The organism is Rathayibacter sp. AY1E2, assembly GCF_002932325.1.
In the GTDB taxonomy this organism is placed as follows: domain Bacteria; phylum Actinomycetota; class Actinomycetes; order Actinomycetales; family Microbacteriaceae; genus Rathayibacter.
The window spans coordinates 146929-161090 of the sequence record NZ_PSVO01000004.1; the positions used below are offsets into that span (position 1 = coordinate 146929).

Genomic DNA, 14162 nt, shown 5'->3' on the forward strand with positions numbered 1-14162 from the left:
CGCGACACGCCGGGCGGATCAGTGGCAGCGCGCGGGATCGCGGGACGCAGAGGGCAGGGTGGAGGGGTGACAGAGCTCGTCCAGATCCCGTCGCCGGGCGTCGCCCTCGAGTACGGGCACCCCGGCCGGCCCGTGGTGGTCGTGCTGCACGACGTCTTCGGGCGCCTGCCGTGGCTGGAGCCGTTCGCCGAGGCCGTTGCGAAGCACGGCTACCACGTGCTCGTGCCCGACCTCTACGACGGCTGGGCCACGCTCGCCCCGGAGGACGCGCGCGACCTCGCCGCGATGGCCGCGCAGGACCGCACCCTCGCCGCCGTCGCCGAGGCGGTCGGCACCGGAGTCGCGGCCGGGGCGCCGCGCAGCGCCGTCATCGGCTTCGGCTTCGGCGGCCGCCTCGGGCTGCTCGCCGCGGGCACCGGGCTCGTGGACGCGGTGGTCGCGTACTACGCCACCCTCGGTGCGGAGGAGCACGTGCTGGTCCCGTGCCCCACCCTCCTGCACTACGCGCAGAGCGACGAGTGGCCCGCGGGCGACGACCCGGAGTCGTTCGTCGGGCGGCTGAAGGAGTCGGGGACGCCGGTCACGGCGCACACCTACCCGGACACGCAGCGGCACTTCGCGAACGGCAACCTGCGCGACGCGGTCAGCCCCGCCTCTGCGGCGCTCGCCTACGCGAGGACGCTCTCGTTCCTCAATCCGCAGCTCATCGACACCTGAGCTCAGCCCTGCACGTCGTGCAGGTGGTGCTGGACGTCGTGCAGGTAGTAGCGGGCGATCGTGTCGACCGTGAACGCCGCGCCGTCGCTGCGGCGGCCTCGACGCTGCCACTGGGCGCCGGCGACGGAGTCGAACACCTCGGCGATGCGATCGGCCGCCTCGACCAGCTCGCGGCCGACCGTCGCGGGGTCCTGCTGGTCGTAGCGCTCCTCCACGGCGGTGACGTCCTGGTCCCAGTTGGGGTAGAGCGGGTCGTCGCCGGCGAGCATCAGCTGCACGCGGGTGCGGTAGATGCGGTGCACGTCGCGCACGTGCGCGGCGTACTCGAGCGGCGACCAGGTCTCGTCGTCGGGCCGGCCCGCCGCGTCGTCGCGGTCGAGCACGTAGGGCCAGGCGGCGGCGTTCTCGCGGATGAGCTCGGCGACCTCGTCGGCGTCGACGAGCGAGGCGTCGAAACCGCACTCGAGGCAGGGGCGCTCGAGGACCCAGGTCCAGTCCTTGGTGTCGGGAGTGATCGGCATGGCACCAGAGTAGAGCGCCGCCGGATCAGCAGCGCGTCGGGGTCCCCTGCACGGCGCCGCGCTCGCCGTCGGCCGTCCACGGGAGCCGGGGCAGGCCCTCGGCTCCCGTCGCGGCTCCCTGCTCGACCGCGATGGCGGCCAGGGTGCGGGCGACCGTCGCGGCGAAGTCGCCGCCGGGCGTCGAGCTGTTGATCGAGACGGCCACGGTCAGGCCCGAGACCGGGTCGGAGTAGGCCGCGGTGACGAAGCCGGGCGCGAGACCCGAGAAGCCGCGGAGGGGTCCCGCCTCGTGCCCGCCGAGCCCGGCGCGGAGGTAGTCGGCGCGGCCCTGGCCCTGGACGACCGGGTCCTGCCACATGGCGTCGCCCGCGGGATCGGCCGCGAGACCCGTCGCCAGCCGCCGGAGGTCCTCCAGATCGGTCAGCGCTCCGCCGGCGGCGCCGAGGGCGGACGGGGACGCGGCGGTGACGTCGAGTCGCACGTCGCAGCGCTTCTCCCCGGTCGCCGGGTCCAGCGCGACCGCGTAGCCGCGGGGGGACGGAGCGGGCAGATCGACCTCGGAGGCGCCGGGCAGCTCCGTGCTGCGCAGCCCGTACCGCGGCACCACGTACTGGTCGTAGAGCTCCCCGATGCTCCGACCGGTCACCTGCGCGGCGACGATGCCGGCGAGCAGCGGACCGGTGGCGGAGTCGGACCACGCCGCTCCGGGCTCGGCTGAGGCGCCGCGCACCTGGGCCGCGGCGAGCAGCTCGAGCGTCGGCCACTGCCGCGGCGGGTTCTGGAGCACGGTCGGCCAGAGCGCCGAGCGGAAGTCGGCCAGGCCGGAGGTGTGCGCGCAGAGCTCGCGCAGCGTGAGGCCGTCGATGCCGGGCAGGGAGCGCAGCGTCTCGCCGACGTCGGCGTCGAGGTCGACCCGGCCGGAGTCGGCGAGGGCGAGGACCACGTCGCAGGTCATCGCCTCGGTGCCGCCGGTGCCGAGCCGCAGGTGCGCGTCGGTGGTGAGGGCGGTGGTGCGCTCGTCCGACTCCCAGCCGACTGCGCCCTCCCAGCTGCCGCCCCACGGCGACCAGACCCCGGCGACCGCTCCGGTCGCGCCGGCGACGCCGACCGTCTCGTCGAGGAACCCCGACAGGGCGGAGGCGAGCTCCTCCGACGCCGCCTGCGCGGGCGCCTCCGCCACGCGCGAGGCGGCGGCGGGCGTGCAGCCGGCCAGTGCGAGCACGAGGACCGGGACGACGAGCAGTCCCGTCCGCGTCCGTCTGCGAGATCCCATGCCGTGCGACTCCCCCGTCGTCTGCGAACGGCACCACTGTACGGGGGCTCCGTCGGGCCGGAGAGGGCCGCTGAGCGCGCGATCGCGATTCGTGTCCTGACCGTGACCGGCGGAGTCCACCCCGTTCCCAAACCGGCAGGCGCCGGGTTACGAAGAGAGGGAGTACAGCGCAGAGGCGCTGCTCGAAGGAGGTAAGAGACCATGCGCAGATCCCCCAATCGACTGCTGGCGACTCTCTTCGGAGCCGTCTACGTCGTCGTCGGGCTCCTCGGCTTCGTCGTGACCGGAGGCGTGCAGTTCCTCTCGACCGAAGGCGGGCTCCTGCTCGGCATCTTCGAGGTGAACCCGTTGCACAACATCGCCCACCTGCTCATCGGAGGCGCGCTGCTGATCGCGGGCCTGTCGACCGTCGCCGCGGCGAAGACCGTCAACGTGACCGTCGGAGCGGTGTACCTGCTGCTCGGCATCGTCGGCTTCTTCCTGGTCGACACCGCCCTGAACGTGCTGGCGCTGAACACCGCCGACCACTTCCTGCACCTGGCCAGCGCGCTGGTGCTCCTGGGAGTCGGACTCGGCACCGAGAAGACGGCGAGGACGCGCACCGCCGCGACCGCCTGACCCGGGCGGCACCCGCCGCCCCCCTCTACTCCGTCCGCCGTGGGCCCGCCGTTTTCCGCGGCGGACGGACTGAACGGCCCCGGACGACACGATGCGGTGTGTCGATCCGGGGCCTCCTCTTCTTCCCCGATCCAGCGAAGGAGCCGCCATGACCACCGTGGCCCGCTGCAACGCCGCTTTCGCCGGACTCGGCGCCGGGCTCGTCCACCTCTCGCTCGCCGCCGGCGGCGAGGGCGTGCAGGCCCCGGTGATCGGGGTGCTCGGTGCCGTCGAGATCCTCTGGGCGGTCCTCGTTTTGGCACGCGGCCGGATCGTCGTGCCGCGCTCCGCGCTGGTCGTCGCGGTCGCCTCCCTGGCGGCGTTCGCCCTCGCTCTGGCCCTCGGCGCACTCGCCGAGCCCCTCCCCGCGCTGGCCGCCGCGGTCCTCCAGCTGATCGCGGTCGCCGTGGTGGCCGTCTCGCTCCGCTCTCCGCGCGTCGAGGAGAAGGCCGTCTCGCCGTCGCGAGCTCTCGTCGGACTCCTGGCCGGCGCGCTCGCCGTCTCCGCCCTCGCCACCCCCGCCATGGCCGCCTCCTCGGGCGGTACGGGCGACATGGGCGGGATGATGCACTCCGTCGTCGACGGCGGACACGGGCACTGACGCCTCTGGTCCCAGCGGCTCCGCTCGGCTAAGGTAAGGCAGACCTAAGTCGCCGAGGGAGGCCACCGTGTCGAACGTCATCCCGTTCTCCGAGGCCCTGCGCCTGCGCATCGGGCAGTCCGGCGCGGACGACGAGGGCGCCGCCTTCATGACCTCGCTGATGACCGGCTCCGGCAGCCGCGACGACTACATCGCGCTCATCTCGCAGCACTACTTCGTCTACGAGGCCCTCGAGGCCGTGGCGGAGGACATGGCCGGCGATCCGGTCGCGGAGCCCTTCCTCTCGGCCAAGCTCACCCGGCTCCCCGCGATCGCGGAGGACCTGCGCTTCCTCGTCGGTGAGGACTGGCGGGAGCGCATCCGCCCGCTGCCCTCGACCAGCGCCTACGTCGACCGGATCCGCACCGTGGCCGCGGGCTGGAGCGGCGGCTTCGTCGCCCACCACTACACGCGCTACCTCGGCGACCTCTCCGGCTGCGCGATCGTCCGCGGGCTGCTGCAGCGGCGGTTCGGCTTCGAGACCAACGGCGTCGGCTTCTTCCTCTTCGGCGAGATCGCCGCACCGTCGGCCTTCCGCGCCACCTACCGCGAGCAGCTCGACGCCGCGGGCTGGGACGAGGAGGAGCGCGAGCGGGTCATCGCGGAGGTCGCGGAGGCGTACCGGCTGACGACGGAGCTGTTCCGCGATCTCGCCCGGACCTGCGCGGCGGCCTGAGGCCCCTGCTCCCACGTCCTCCGCGGGGCGTCAGTCCGCGGACGCCTCCGCGACGGCGGCCGGCTCGGCTCGCCGTTCGGACATGAAGCGCAGCACGTCCTTGTCGACGATGATGTCGCTCGGCCGGAGCGGCCTCGTCAGGTAGAGCCCCTCGAGGCTCGTGATGCGGCTGAGCGCCACGTAGGTCTGCCCGGGGGCGAAGGCGCGCTGCCCGAGGTCGACCACGGCGGAGTCGTAGGTCTTGCCCTGCGACTTGTGGATCGTGACCGCCCACGCCAGGCGGAGCGGGAACTGCGCGAACTCGGCGACGATCTCGCGGGTGAGCTTCTTCGTCGCGGCGGAGTAGGAGTAGCGGTAGCGCTCCCAGGTCGCGGGCTCGACCTCGTGGACCTCGCCGTCCACCTCGACCCACACCGTCCCCGCGACCTTCGTCACCCGGCCGATCGTGCCGTTCACCCAGCGCTGCTCGGAGTCGTTGCGTAGGAACATCACGTGCGCGCCGATCTTGAGCTCGAGGTTCTGGTCCGCTGGATAGGCGCGCCCGCCGAAGTCGCCGCTGATCTCGGCCGACGCGGTCTTCAGCGGGCCCTTCAGCCGCGCGAGCGCCGCCTGGTTGATGCGGTTGACCGTGTCGTTGCGGGTCGCGAGCGTGATCGCGTCGTCGGCCGGAGGCGTCCGCGCGCCCGCCGCGTTCAGCACGTCGGCGATCTCCTTCGTCACCATGCCGAAGCGGACCGCGTTGAGCATCCACTTGAAGCGCTCATCGCTCTGCCGGTGGATCCGGCCGAGCTCGACGATCCGCAGCGGCGCCTCCTGCCAGACGAGGGCGTCGAAGAACCACAGCGAGCGGTAGCGGTCGGCGAAGTAGGCGCGCTCCTCCGGATCGCCGGGCACGGGTGCGAGCTGGAACGGGTCGCCGAAGAGGACGACCTGCACGCCCCCGAACGGCTCGGAGCGCCGCTGCCGCGCCTGCCGGAGGCTGCGGTCGATCCCGTCGAGCAGGTCGGCGTTGACCATGGAGATCTCGTCGATGACGAGCGTGTCGATGGTGTTGAGGAGCTTGCGCAGCTCGGGCGGCTGGTCGAGGTCGGAGTCGGCGATGACGCCGATCGGCAGTCGGAAGAGCGAGTGGATGGTCTGGCCGCCGACGTTCAGCGCCGCGACGCCGGTGGGGGCGCAGATGACGATCTGCTTGTCGGTGTTCCAGCTCAGGTGGTTGAGCAGGGTGGACTTGCCCGTGCCCGCGCGACCCGTGACGAACAGGTGCTCGCGCGTGTTCTCGATGAGGTCGAAGACCCGCTGCTGCTCGTCGGAGAGGGTCGGCTGAGTCACCGCTCCACTGTACCCGCGGGCCGCCGGGACCCCGGGGCCCGGGCGCGGATCAGCCGCGCTTCTGGAGGGCGGCCAGGCGGTCGTTGTAGGCCGTGAGCTCGGCCTCTCCGGTGCGGTCGGCCTGGCGGTCGCGGCGCTTGGTCTCGCGGGCGTCGGAGCGGCTCCACATCATCGCGACGACGATCGCGAGCGCGAGGGTGGGGATCTCGCCGATGCTCCACGCGATGCCGCCGGCCGCCTGCTGATCGGCGAGCGCGGACGTGCCCCAGCCCATCGCTCCGTACCAGTCGGCGAGGAGCAGCCCCTCCCCCGTCATCAGTGCGAGGCCGAAGAAGGCGTGGAACGCCATGGTGCCCAGCAGCAGCAGCAGGCGCATCGCGTAGGGCACGCGGTGCACGCTCGGGTCCACTCCGATCAGGACGCTGACGAAGAGGTAGCCGGTGATCAGGAAGTGGACGATCATCCACTCGTGGCCGATGTGGTCCGTGGTGGCCCAGCGGAACAGCGGGGAGTAGTAGAAGCCCCAGAGCGACCCGACGAACAGCAGCGCGGCGACGATCGGGTGCGAGATCGCGGTGGCGAAGCGCGAGTGCACGGCGAGCAGCACCCACTCGCGGGCGCCGCGGGAGCCGTCGGTGCGGCGGGCGGCGGCGCGGGCGATGAGCGTGACCGGTGCCGCCGGGACGAGCAGCAGCGGCACCGCCATGGTGAGGACCATGTGCGAGAGCATGTGGGCGCTGAACAGGTACTTCTCGTACGCGTTCACCCCGCCGTTCGTGATGTAGGCCAGGAGGAGCATGCCCGCGATCCAGAGGATCGTGCGGTGCAGGGGCCAGCGGTCGCCGCGGCGGTGCAGGCGCACCACTCCGGCGACGTAGAACGCGATGGCGAAGGAGCAGACCAGGAGCCAGACCAGGTCGATGTTCCAGAGCGTGAGGAAGTTCATCGCGCTCGCGGGCGGCGGCAGGGGCTCGCCCGTCAGCAGCTGAGCCGGGGTCGGATCCGTGAGCTGGCTCGCGGCGATCTGGTCGACCGGGGTCGCGGTGCGCGCGAGAGCCGCGGCGACTCCGGAGGCGATCCCCATGAAGGCGATCTCGGCGCCGACGAGCCACCAGAAGCTGCGGCCGCCGACGCCGCCGGCCTTCCGCATCCGCTCGATGAGGTAGCGGCGCTGCAGCACGCCGAACAGGCCCAGCGCGACCAGCGCCGCGACCTTGACCAGCACGAGGATCCCGTAGCCGGTGAGCAGGTTGTCGAGAGTGGCGAGCCGGAGCTCGGCGCTGACGTAGCCGGACGCCGCGACCACGACGAAGCTCACGAGCGCGAGGCTGGAGTAGCGCTCGATCACGGGCAGCAGGCGGGAGCCGCCGAGCAGGGGCCGCAGGGCGATGACGGTGATGAGGCCGCCCAGCCAGATCGCCGCGAAGACGAGGTGCAGGCCCAGCGCCGTGACGGCGGCGTCGTGCCCGCTCGCTCCCGCCGCGTGCCCCTGCTGCGCCATCGGCAGCAGCGTGAGCAGGGCCAGGCCCGTGACGAAGACGAGCGCGGTCTGGTTGCGGACGGCGAAGCAGAGGACGGTGACGACGGCCGCGAGCAGGGTCGTGATGAGCCAGGCCTGGCCGACCTCGATGCTGCCGATGAAGTAGCTGAGCTTGGTGCCGAAGTCGCGATCGAGGCTCAGTGGCGTCTGCGTGACGTTGAGGAAGGTGAGGAACCCGGTCACCGCGCTGGCCGCCGCGAAGAAGGCGGCGCTGGCGGCGGCGACGTCGAGGGCGATCGAGAACTCGGTGCGCGGCTCGGGCGCGGCCTCGCCGGGCGCGGGGCGCGCGGGGGCGACCGCGGTGCGCGTCGATCCGGCGCGGGAGGAGGACTGGCCGCCGCGCGAGGACTGGCCGCCGCGCGAGGAGGCGTGAGCGGTCGAAGATCGGGACGAGGACCGGGCTTCGCGGGCGGCGGCGGCGCGGGGGCTCAGCGCGAACAGCGTCAGCACGAGCGAGCCGATCATCCCCGCGGCGCCGAGATTGACGGCCAGCTTGGCGATCGGGAGGCCGTACCGGACCACGGGGCCGGGATCGTTCAGCAGCGGAGCTGCGGCTCCCCCGCCGAAGGCCAGGGCCGCGAGGAGGGCGACGAGCGCTGCGGCGACGAGCACGAGCGCAGGGCCGACGATCCGGACGGTTCGATTCACCGGTCCAGCCTACGTTCCGCGGCTGATCGGCAGCCGCGTCCGCGGACGATCGGCGGCCGCGTCCGCGGACGACGACGGCCCCGGCGCAGTGCCGGGGCCGTGTCGGAGGGCGCGACTACTTCGCGGCGGCCTTGAGCTTGGTGCCCGCGGAGACCTTGACCGAGTGGCCGGCGGCGATCTGGATGGTCTCGCCGGTCTGCGGGTTGCGGCCGGTGCGTGCGGCGCGGGAGGTGCGCTCGACGGCGATCCAGCCGGGGATGGTGACCTTCACGTCGTTCGACACGGAGTCGGCGAGGGTGGTGAAGAGCGAGTCGAGGACGCCGTTGACGGCGGCCTGGCTCTGGCCGGAGTCGGCGGCGATCTTCGCGACGAGCTCGGTGCGGTTGAGCGACTTGTCAGCCATGGAGTGTCCTCCCAGGACGTTCTCGCTGTCGGAACAGCTGGTTTCGATGGATCGTCCTCGGCCGGGGACGGACGTCCTCAACCGGTCGGACCGTCGGTAACCTACCAGCCCCGCCCCGGATCTCCGGCGATTCCGGCCCCGAGACGCCCGGAACGACGCCGATCGCGCCGGTCGGTCCCTCCACAGGAGGCGCTCGGCGCCTCTCGTCCACCGGTCCGCCGATCGCCTCTCCGCAGAGTCCGCCGCCTGACGAGGATCGGCTCATGACGACGACGGCACTCCTCCCTCCACCCGCTCCGGGCGACGCGGCCCTCCCCAGGCCGCCCCGGCGGCACCCTCCCGCCCGCCGGCCGTACGAGCCCGGCCTCGCCGCGCTCGCGCTGGGCCTGCTCGCGCTCGCGTCCTCCGTGCATCCGCTCTGGGCCCTCCCCGCCGTCGCCGTGGCGGTCGCCGCGGTGATCGCGTCCGTGCGGGCGCTGCGGTGGGCGGGCGAGCGGAGGAGCGCGGTGGCCGGGCTCGCCTGCGCGGCTCTCGCACTGCTCGTCTGCTCCGTCACGGCACCCGCCTCCGTGCGGGCGGGCCTGGCCGTGCTGGCCTGGATCACCGCCCTGCGGCCCGGCCCGTGAGCGGGCGCGGCTCCGGTCCAGCCCGCCTCGCTACAGTGACGGCGGCCCGCGCCTGAGCGGGCCGGGAGGACGGCCACGATGGCTCAGACGGACGGTTGGATCTCGACGGCGATCTGGTGGCACGTCTACCCGCTCGGCTTCACGGGCGCCGAAGCGAGCGCCTCGGAGGGTCCGGGCCCGGACGACGAGCCGCAGCACCGCCTCCGCGCCCTGCTCCCCTGGCTCGACGACCTGCTGGCGCTGGGCTGCAACGGGCTGCTGCTGGGGCCGGTCTTCGCCTCCTCCACCCACGGCTACGACACGGTCGACCACTTCCGGGTCGATCCCCGCCTCGGCGACGAGGCAGACCTCGACGCGCTGATCGCCGCGTGCCGCGAGCGCGGGATCCGGGTGCTGCTCGACGGGGTCTTCAACCACGTGGGACGGGAGCACCCCTGGTGGCGTGCCGCCGTCGCGGCCGGCGAGGGCTCCCCCGAGGCGGCGCGCTTCTCCCGCAGCGAGCGGTCGCAGGAGGTCGACGGCCTCCGCGTCGACGTGTTCGAGGGGCACGACGCCCTGGTCGAGCTCGACAACGGGAACCCCGAGGTCGCGGAGCACGTGTCCTCCGTGCTCGCGCACTGGCTCGAGCGGGGCATCGACGGCTGGCGGCTCGACGCGGCGTACGCGGTCGCGCCGGCGGCCTGGCGCGCGGCGATCGATCCGGTGCGGCAGCGCTTCCCCGACGCGTGGTTCGTCGGCGAGGTCATCCACGGCGACTACACCGGCTACGTGCGGGAGTCGGGGCTCGACTCGGTCACGCAGTACGAGCTCTGGAAGGCCGTCCGCAACTCCCTCGAGGAGGCGAACCTCTTCGAGTTGGCCTGGTCCCTGAAGCGCCACGACGACTTCGTCCGCGAGTTCCTGCCCCTGACCTTCGTCGGCAACCACGACGTGACCCGGATCGCCAGCGCCGTCAGTGACGAGCGCCACCACGGCCACGCCACGGCGATCCTCGGCTTCGTCGCCGGCGTGCCGAGCATCTACTCCGGCGACGAGCGGGGCCTGCGCGGCGTCAAGGAGGAGCGGATCGGCGGCGACGACGCGATCCGCCCGGAGTTCCCGGCCGATCCCGCCGAGTGGCCGGGCGGGGAGGCCTACCGGGCCCACCAGGAGGTCGTCGCGTTCCGCCGACGGAACCCGTGGCTGGTCGGCGCGAGCACCCGCACGGTCGACCTCTCCAACACCGCCGTGCTGCTCGTGGCGGAGGGCCCGGAGGGACGCACCGCGCGGCTCGCGCTGAACATCGGCGACCAGACGGCGACCGTCGGCGGCGTCCAGGTCGCTCCTCACTCCTGGTCGCTGCACGACTGACCCGGCGCGCAGGCGGCCAGGCAGTGCGCGACGGAGCGTCGACCTTCAGGGGCCCGTCCTCTACGCTCGGGCGCATGCCGAGACCTGCACGAGGACCCTCCGACGGACGAGCCGACTCGATCGACGACGCCGGAATGCCGGCGTCCGGACTCGAGCAGGCGTTCGCCGCCCCCGTCGACCCGGAGAGCGACCCCGGACCGGGCGAGAGGAGCGGCCTCTCGAGCCGCATCGCCCAGGAGCTGCTCGAGGACGGCTTCGGCCTCGACGCGAGCGACGAGGAGGCCCCGTCCCGCGCCGTCGAGATCGACGATCCCTCCCGCGCCGTCGGTGACGATCCCGCCCACCCCGTGCACGGCTCGATGTCCGGCGAGTTCGAGCGCCGCTGAGCCCGGCCGCCGTCGGTCGGTCGTCGTCGACCCGGCGGCACTGCTCCGCCCTCCGGCCGTCGTCACCCCGCCGGTACCGCGCCGCCCGCCGCCGGAGCCGGGTCCGGGCCGCCCGCCTGCAGCTCGGCGAGGAACCCGGGCCGGAGCACGCGCGCCTCGATCGACGCGGCTCCCGAGGTCCAGCCGTCGCCGAGCGGACGCTCGGGCGTGAGCAGCACGTGCCCCGGCGTCCCGGCTCGGCCGAGGACGGCGGCGACGCGGCCCTCCGGATCGTAGAGGGCGTGGTCGACGAGCGGCCCGTAGACGGCGTGCACCGCGAAGTCCTCGCGGCGGCCGAGAAGGACGGGCAGCAGCTCCTCGCCCGGGCGCAGGCCGTGGGGCCACCAGCGGAAGCGCTCGACGAGCTCGTGGCAGGCGGCGCACGAGGGCGAGAAGAAGACGAGGTGCGTCGCCGGGCGGGACAGCTCCTCGAGCGTCAGGAGCTCGCCGGCCACCGTGACGAACGAGAGGTCGGCGGCCGAGAGGGCATCCTCGCGCGCGGGCCCCGGCGGGGACTCCCTGTCGGCTGCGGACAGGCGGGCGGCCGCCCGGACGCGAGCGGCCGTCGACGCCGCACGGCGGTCGCGCACCAGCACGAGCGAGACCGCGGCGAGAGCGGCGGCGAGCCCGGACGCCGCCGCCGAGGCACCGCCGCCGCCGAGCAGCGCGGCCGGAGCGAGCCCGCCGAGCGCCCCGGCGACCGCGAGCGCGAGCAGCACCGCGTTCCTCGCGACGGTGCGTCCGGTCATCCGCGCCGAGCCCAGCCCGCCGAAGCACTCGCAGTCGACGTCCTCCGCCGCGCGGACCGCGCGGACGGCGACGACGAGGAACACGGCGTCGAGGAGCGCCACCGGCACGAGGGCGGCACGGTGCGCCGGAGCGGGCGCCAGCACCACCGCGGCGCCCAGCGCGATCTCGACGACGGGGAAGGCGGCCGCGAACCAGCCGCGGCGCCGGAGGAGGAGGGGGACCCCGAGCGCCTCGAGGCTCGCCCGGAACCGCTCCGCGCGGCCGAGCTTCAGGGCACCGCTGACGACGAGCACCGCGCCCGCGCACCACGCGGCGATCGCGAGAACCGCTTCCAGCATCCGTCGCCCTCCTCGCTCGGCATCGACCCGCGCGACGCTACCGGCGCGGACCGGCCTCCCGCGGCCGAGGCGGGGAACGGGGCGGAGACGGCGCGATCCGGCGCGTTCCGCCCTCCGGACGAGCCGCTGCCGGCGCATCCGGCGCCCCGATCCCTCCAGGCGGGGCGCCCCCGGGCTCCCTCCCGGTCCCGGACGGCCGCTCCGCCGTACACTGCGAGAGGATCGGAGGGGTCATGCGGGGACGGCGAGCGCGCGACGAGCGGCACGGCACGGCGGCGAGTCCGCCTGCGGCCGCCGCTCCCCCGGCAGCGGTCCCGGCTCCGGCCCTCGCGGACTCTCCGGACGACGCCTCGGGCGACGTCTCGACCGGGATGCGGATCGCCGCCGCCTGGTCGTGGCGCTTCCTCGCCGTCGCCGGGCTCCTCTACCTCCTCGTGCGCCTCGTCTCGCTGCTGCCCGTGATCGTCGTGCCGGTGCTGATCGCGCTGCTGCTCACCGCGCTCCTCACTCCGCTGCGGAACCGGCTCGAGCGCCTGCGGCTCCCCCGCCCGCTCGCGGTCCTGGTCTCGATCGTCCTGATGCTCCTCCTGCTGACCGGCCTCGTCGGGCTGGTGGTCGTGCAGTCCCGCTCCGGCTTCAGCGGAGTGGGACAGCGCGCCCTCGACGCGGTCGACGGCGTCGAGGCGTGGCTGCGGAGCCCGCCGCTGTCGTTCTCGGACGTGCAGCTCTCGGACTGGGCGCAGCGCGCGGTCGACTGGGCCGACGCGCAGGCGTCGACGATCGCGTCCGGGGCCCTCGCCGTCGGCTCCCAGCTGGCCGAGGTCTTCGCCGGGACCCTCCTCACCCTGTTCTCGCTGATCTTCCTGCTCCTCGACGGCCGCCGGATCTGGCACTGGTTCCTCCGCCTCCTCCCCCGCCGCGCCCGCCCGGCGATGGAGCGCGGCGGCGCCGCCGGCTGGCGGACCCTCAGCCAGTTCGTGATCGCGCAGCTCGGCGTCGCCGGGATCAACGCCGTCGGCATCGGCATCGGCGCGCTCGCGCTGCAGCTGCCGCTCGTCGTGCCGATCGCGATCGTGGTGTTCCTCGGCTCGTTCGTCCCGATCCTCGGCGCGATCGTGACCGGTGCGCTCGCCGCGCTGGTCGCGCTGCTGTTCAGCGGGCCCGTCGCCGCGCTGGTGATGGTCGGCGTCGTGATCCTGGTGCACCTGCTCGAGGGGCACGTGCTGCAGCCGCTCATCCTCGGGACCGCCGTGAAGGTGCATCCGCTCGCCGTGGTGCTCGGAGTCGCGACCGGGCTCGAGGTGGCCGGGCTCGCCGGGGCGCTGTTCGCGGTGCCGACCATCGCGACGCTGAACGCGGCGGTCACCGCCATGCGGGCGCGCGCGCCCGGAGCGGAGTGAGCGCGTTCGATCCGGCCGCCCGACCCGGATCGACGGTGCTGCCCGCCCTCGCCTGCCCGGTCTGCGGCGGCGCGCTCGCCCCCGATGCGCTGCCCCGCCCCTCCTCGCTCCGCTGCACCCTCGGGCACAGCGCCGATCTCGCGCGCCAGGGCTACGCCTCGCTCCTGCGCGGGAGGCACGCGACCTCGGGCGACACCACGGCGATGGTGCAGGCCCGCGCCGACCTGCTCGGCTCCGGCCACTACCGGGTGATCCAGGACGCGGTCGCCGCGGCCGTCCCCGCCGGCGCACGGCTCGTGGTCGACCTGGGCTGCGGCACCGGGGCGTACCTCGCGGCCGTGCTCGAGGCGCATCCGGCGGCGGACGGGCTGGGCCTGGACCTCTCGGCCCCGGCCGCCCGCCGCGCCGCCCGCGCGCATCCCCGGGCGGCGATCGCGACCGCGGACCTCTGGCAGCCCCTCCCGCTGGCCGACGCCTCCGCCGACGCGCTGCTCACCGTCTTCGCGCCGCGGAACGCCCCGGAGATGCGGCGGGTGCTCCGTCCGGGCGGCGTCGCCGTCGTCGTCACTCCGCGCGAGAGGCACCTGCACGAGATCCGCGAGCGGTTCGGGATGCTGGGCATCGACGCCGGCAAGGCGGAGCGGCTCGACGAGCAGCTGGCGGGGTTCGCGCTCGGGGAGCGCAGCGAGCTGGACACGACGGTGCTCATGAGCGTCGACGAGCTGCGCGCCGAGGTGCTGATGGGGCCGAGTGCCCACCACGTGGATCCCGAGGCGCTGGACGCTCGGCTCGCGGCGGTGGAGGGGACGACCGCGGTGACGGTCGCGGTCACCGTGTCGCGCTTCGTGCGCGCGGAGTAGCGGTGG

At 74.1% G+C, this 14162-nt stretch carries 15 protein-coding genes; 9 read left to right on the forward strand and 6 right to left on the reverse strand.

The features are described from left to right. The first annotated feature begins 66 nt into the window (after nucleotides 1–66). Entirely contained in the window at nucleotides 67–717 is a 651-nt protein-coding gene (locus tag C5C49_RS05445; RefSeq protein WP_104237610.1) for a dienelactone hydrolase family protein, read from the forward strand. Nucleotides 718–719: 2 nt separating this feature from the next. Here C5C49_RS05445 and C5C49_RS05450 read toward each other — a convergent pair whose 3' ends face one another. Both C5C49_RS05450 and C5C49_RS05455 read right to left on the reverse strand, forming a co-directional pair. Continuing rightward, nucleotides 720–1238 (reverse strand): DinB family protein, encoded by a 519-nt coding sequence (locus C5C49_RS05450; RefSeq protein WP_104345621.1) that lies wholly within the window; start codon nucleotides 1236–1238, stop codon nucleotides 720–722. A gap of 25 nt (nucleotides 1239–1263) precedes the next feature. Further along, entirely contained in the window at nucleotides 1264–2511 is a 1248-nt protein-coding gene (locus C5C49_RS05455; protein WP_104267178.1) for a serine hydrolase, read from the reverse strand. Nucleotides 2512–2712: 201 nt separating this feature from the next. Here C5C49_RS05455 and C5C49_RS05460 point away from each other — a divergent pair, with 201 nt between their 5' ends. From C5C49_RS05460 to C5C49_RS05470, 3 genes are all read left to right on the forward strand, one after another. Then, nucleotides 2713–3129, forward strand: a complete 417-nt coding sequence (locus tag C5C49_RS05460) for a DUF4383 domain-containing protein (RefSeq protein ID WP_104246935.1) — start codon at nucleotides 2713–2715, stop codon at nucleotides 3127–3129. Between the two features lie 148 nt (nucleotides 3130–3277). After that, on the forward strand, nucleotides 3278–3769 hold the full coding sequence (locus C5C49_RS05465) for a hypothetical protein (protein WP_104345622.1): 492 nt from the start codon (nucleotides 3278–3280) through the stop codon (nucleotides 3767–3769). A 67-nt stretch (nucleotides 3770–3836) separates the two neighbouring features. After that, nucleotides 3837–4484, forward strand: coding sequence for a heme oxygenase (biliverdin-producing) (locus C5C49_RS05470; RefSeq protein WP_104246937.1), 648 nt, complete (start codon nucleotides 3837–3839; stop codon nucleotides 4482–4484). A gap of 30 nt (nucleotides 4485–4514) precedes the next feature. On the opposite strand, the gene C5C49_RS05475 is transcribed toward C5C49_RS05470, so the two are convergent. The 3 genes from C5C49_RS05475 to C5C49_RS05485 form a co-directional block, all read right to left on the reverse strand. After that, nucleotides 4515–5816 carry an ATP-dependent RecD-like DNA helicase gene (locus tag C5C49_RS05475; protein ID WP_104222908.1) on the reverse strand — a complete coding sequence of 434 codons (1302 nt, stop codon included), beginning with the start codon at nucleotides 5814–5816 and terminating at the stop codon, nucleotides 4515–4517. A gap of 49 nt (nucleotides 5817–5865) precedes the next feature. After that, nucleotides 5866–8004: a bifunctional copper resistance protein CopD/cytochrome c oxidase assembly protein gene (locus C5C49_RS05480; RefSeq protein WP_258068391.1), complete on the reverse strand. Its 2139-nt coding sequence runs from the start codon at nucleotides 8002–8004 to the stop codon at nucleotides 5866–5868. A 115-nt stretch (nucleotides 8005–8119) separates the two neighbouring features. Beyond that, nucleotides 8120–8407 carry an HU family DNA-binding protein gene (locus C5C49_RS05485; RefSeq protein ID WP_056037903.1) on the reverse strand — a complete coding sequence of 96 codons (288 nt, stop codon included), beginning with the start codon at nucleotides 8405–8407 and terminating at the stop codon, nucleotides 8120–8122. A gap of 263 nt (nucleotides 8408–8670) precedes the next feature. Between C5C49_RS05485 and C5C49_RS05490 the strand changes: the two genes are divergently transcribed. From C5C49_RS05490 to C5C49_RS05500, 3 genes are all read left to right on the forward strand, one after another. Beyond that, entirely contained in the window at nucleotides 8671–9033 is a 363-nt protein-coding gene (locus tag C5C49_RS05490; RefSeq protein WP_104345623.1) for a hypothetical protein, read from the forward strand. A gap of 78 nt (nucleotides 9034–9111) precedes the next feature. After that, nucleotides 9112–10383, forward strand: coding sequence for an alpha-amylase family glycosyl hydrolase (locus tag C5C49_RS05495; RefSeq protein WP_104345624.1), 1272 nt, complete (start codon nucleotides 9112–9114; stop codon nucleotides 10381–10383). Nucleotides 10384–10457: 74 nt separating this feature from the next. Further along, nucleotides 10458–10769 carry a hypothetical protein gene (locus C5C49_RS05500; RefSeq protein WP_146078496.1) on the forward strand — a complete coding sequence of 104 codons (312 nt, stop codon included), beginning with the start codon at nucleotides 10458–10460 and terminating at the stop codon, nucleotides 10767–10769. A 62-nt stretch (nucleotides 10770–10831) separates the two neighbouring features. On the opposite strand, the gene C5C49_RS05505 is transcribed toward C5C49_RS05500, so the two are convergent. Next, nucleotides 10832–11896 carry a MauE/DoxX family redox-associated membrane protein gene (locus C5C49_RS05505; RefSeq protein ID WP_104345625.1) on the reverse strand — a complete coding sequence of 355 codons (1065 nt, stop codon included), beginning with the start codon at nucleotides 11894–11896 and terminating at the stop codon, nucleotides 10832–10834. 233 nt (nucleotides 11897–12129) lie between these two features. Here C5C49_RS05505 and C5C49_RS05510 point away from each other — a divergent pair, with 233 nt between their 5' ends. After that, nucleotides 12130–13296, forward strand: coding sequence for an AI-2E family transporter (locus C5C49_RS05510; protein WP_104345626.1), 1167 nt, complete (start codon nucleotides 12130–12132; stop codon nucleotides 13294–13296). Nucleotides 13297–13331: 35 nt separating this feature from the next. Then, on the forward strand, nucleotides 13332–14156 hold the full coding sequence (locus tag C5C49_RS05515; RefSeq protein ID WP_374953845.1) for a methyltransferase domain-containing protein: 825 nt from the start codon (nucleotides 13332–13334) through the stop codon (nucleotides 14154–14156). Nucleotides 14157–14162 lie beyond the last annotated feature (6 nt).

Coding starts and splice junctions, on each gene's coding strand:
- C5C49_RS05450 (WP_104345621.1), bottom strand. CDS start 1,238: ATGCCGATCACTCCCGACACCAAGGACTGGACCTGGGTCCTCGAGCGC.
- C5C49_RS05455 (WP_104267178.1), bottom strand. CDS start 2,511: ATGGGATCTCGCAGACGGACGCGGACGGGACTGCTCGTCGTCCCGGTC.
- C5C49_RS05460 (WP_104246935.1), top strand. CDS start 2,713: ATGCGCAGATCCCCCAATCGACTGCTGGCGACTCTCTTCGGAGCCGTC.
- C5C49_RS05465 (WP_104345622.1), top strand. CDS start 3,278: ATGACCACCGTGGCCCGCTGCAACGCCGCTTTCGCCGGACTCGGCGCC.
- C5C49_RS05485 (WP_056037903.1), bottom strand. CDS start 8,407: ATGGCTGACAAGTCGCTCAACCGCACCGAGCTCGTCGCGAAGATCGCC.
- C5C49_RS05490 (WP_104345623.1), top strand. CDS start 8,671: ATGACGACGACGGCACTCCTCCCTCCACCCGCTCCGGGCGACGCGGCC.
- C5C49_RS05495 (WP_104345624.1), top strand. CDS start 9,112: ATGGCTCAGACGGACGGTTGGATCTCGACGGCGATCTGGTGGCACGTC.
- C5C49_RS05500 (WP_146078496.1), top strand. CDS start 10,458: ATGCCGAGACCTGCACGAGGACCCTCCGACGGACGAGCCGACTCGATC.
- C5C49_RS05505 (WP_104345625.1), bottom strand. CDS start 11,896: ATGCTGGAAGCGGTTCTCGCGATCGCCGCGTGGTGCGCGGGCGCGGTG.
- C5C49_RS05510 (WP_104345626.1), top strand. CDS start 12,130: ATGCGGGGACGGCGAGCGCGCGACGAGCGGCACGGCACGGCGGCGAGT.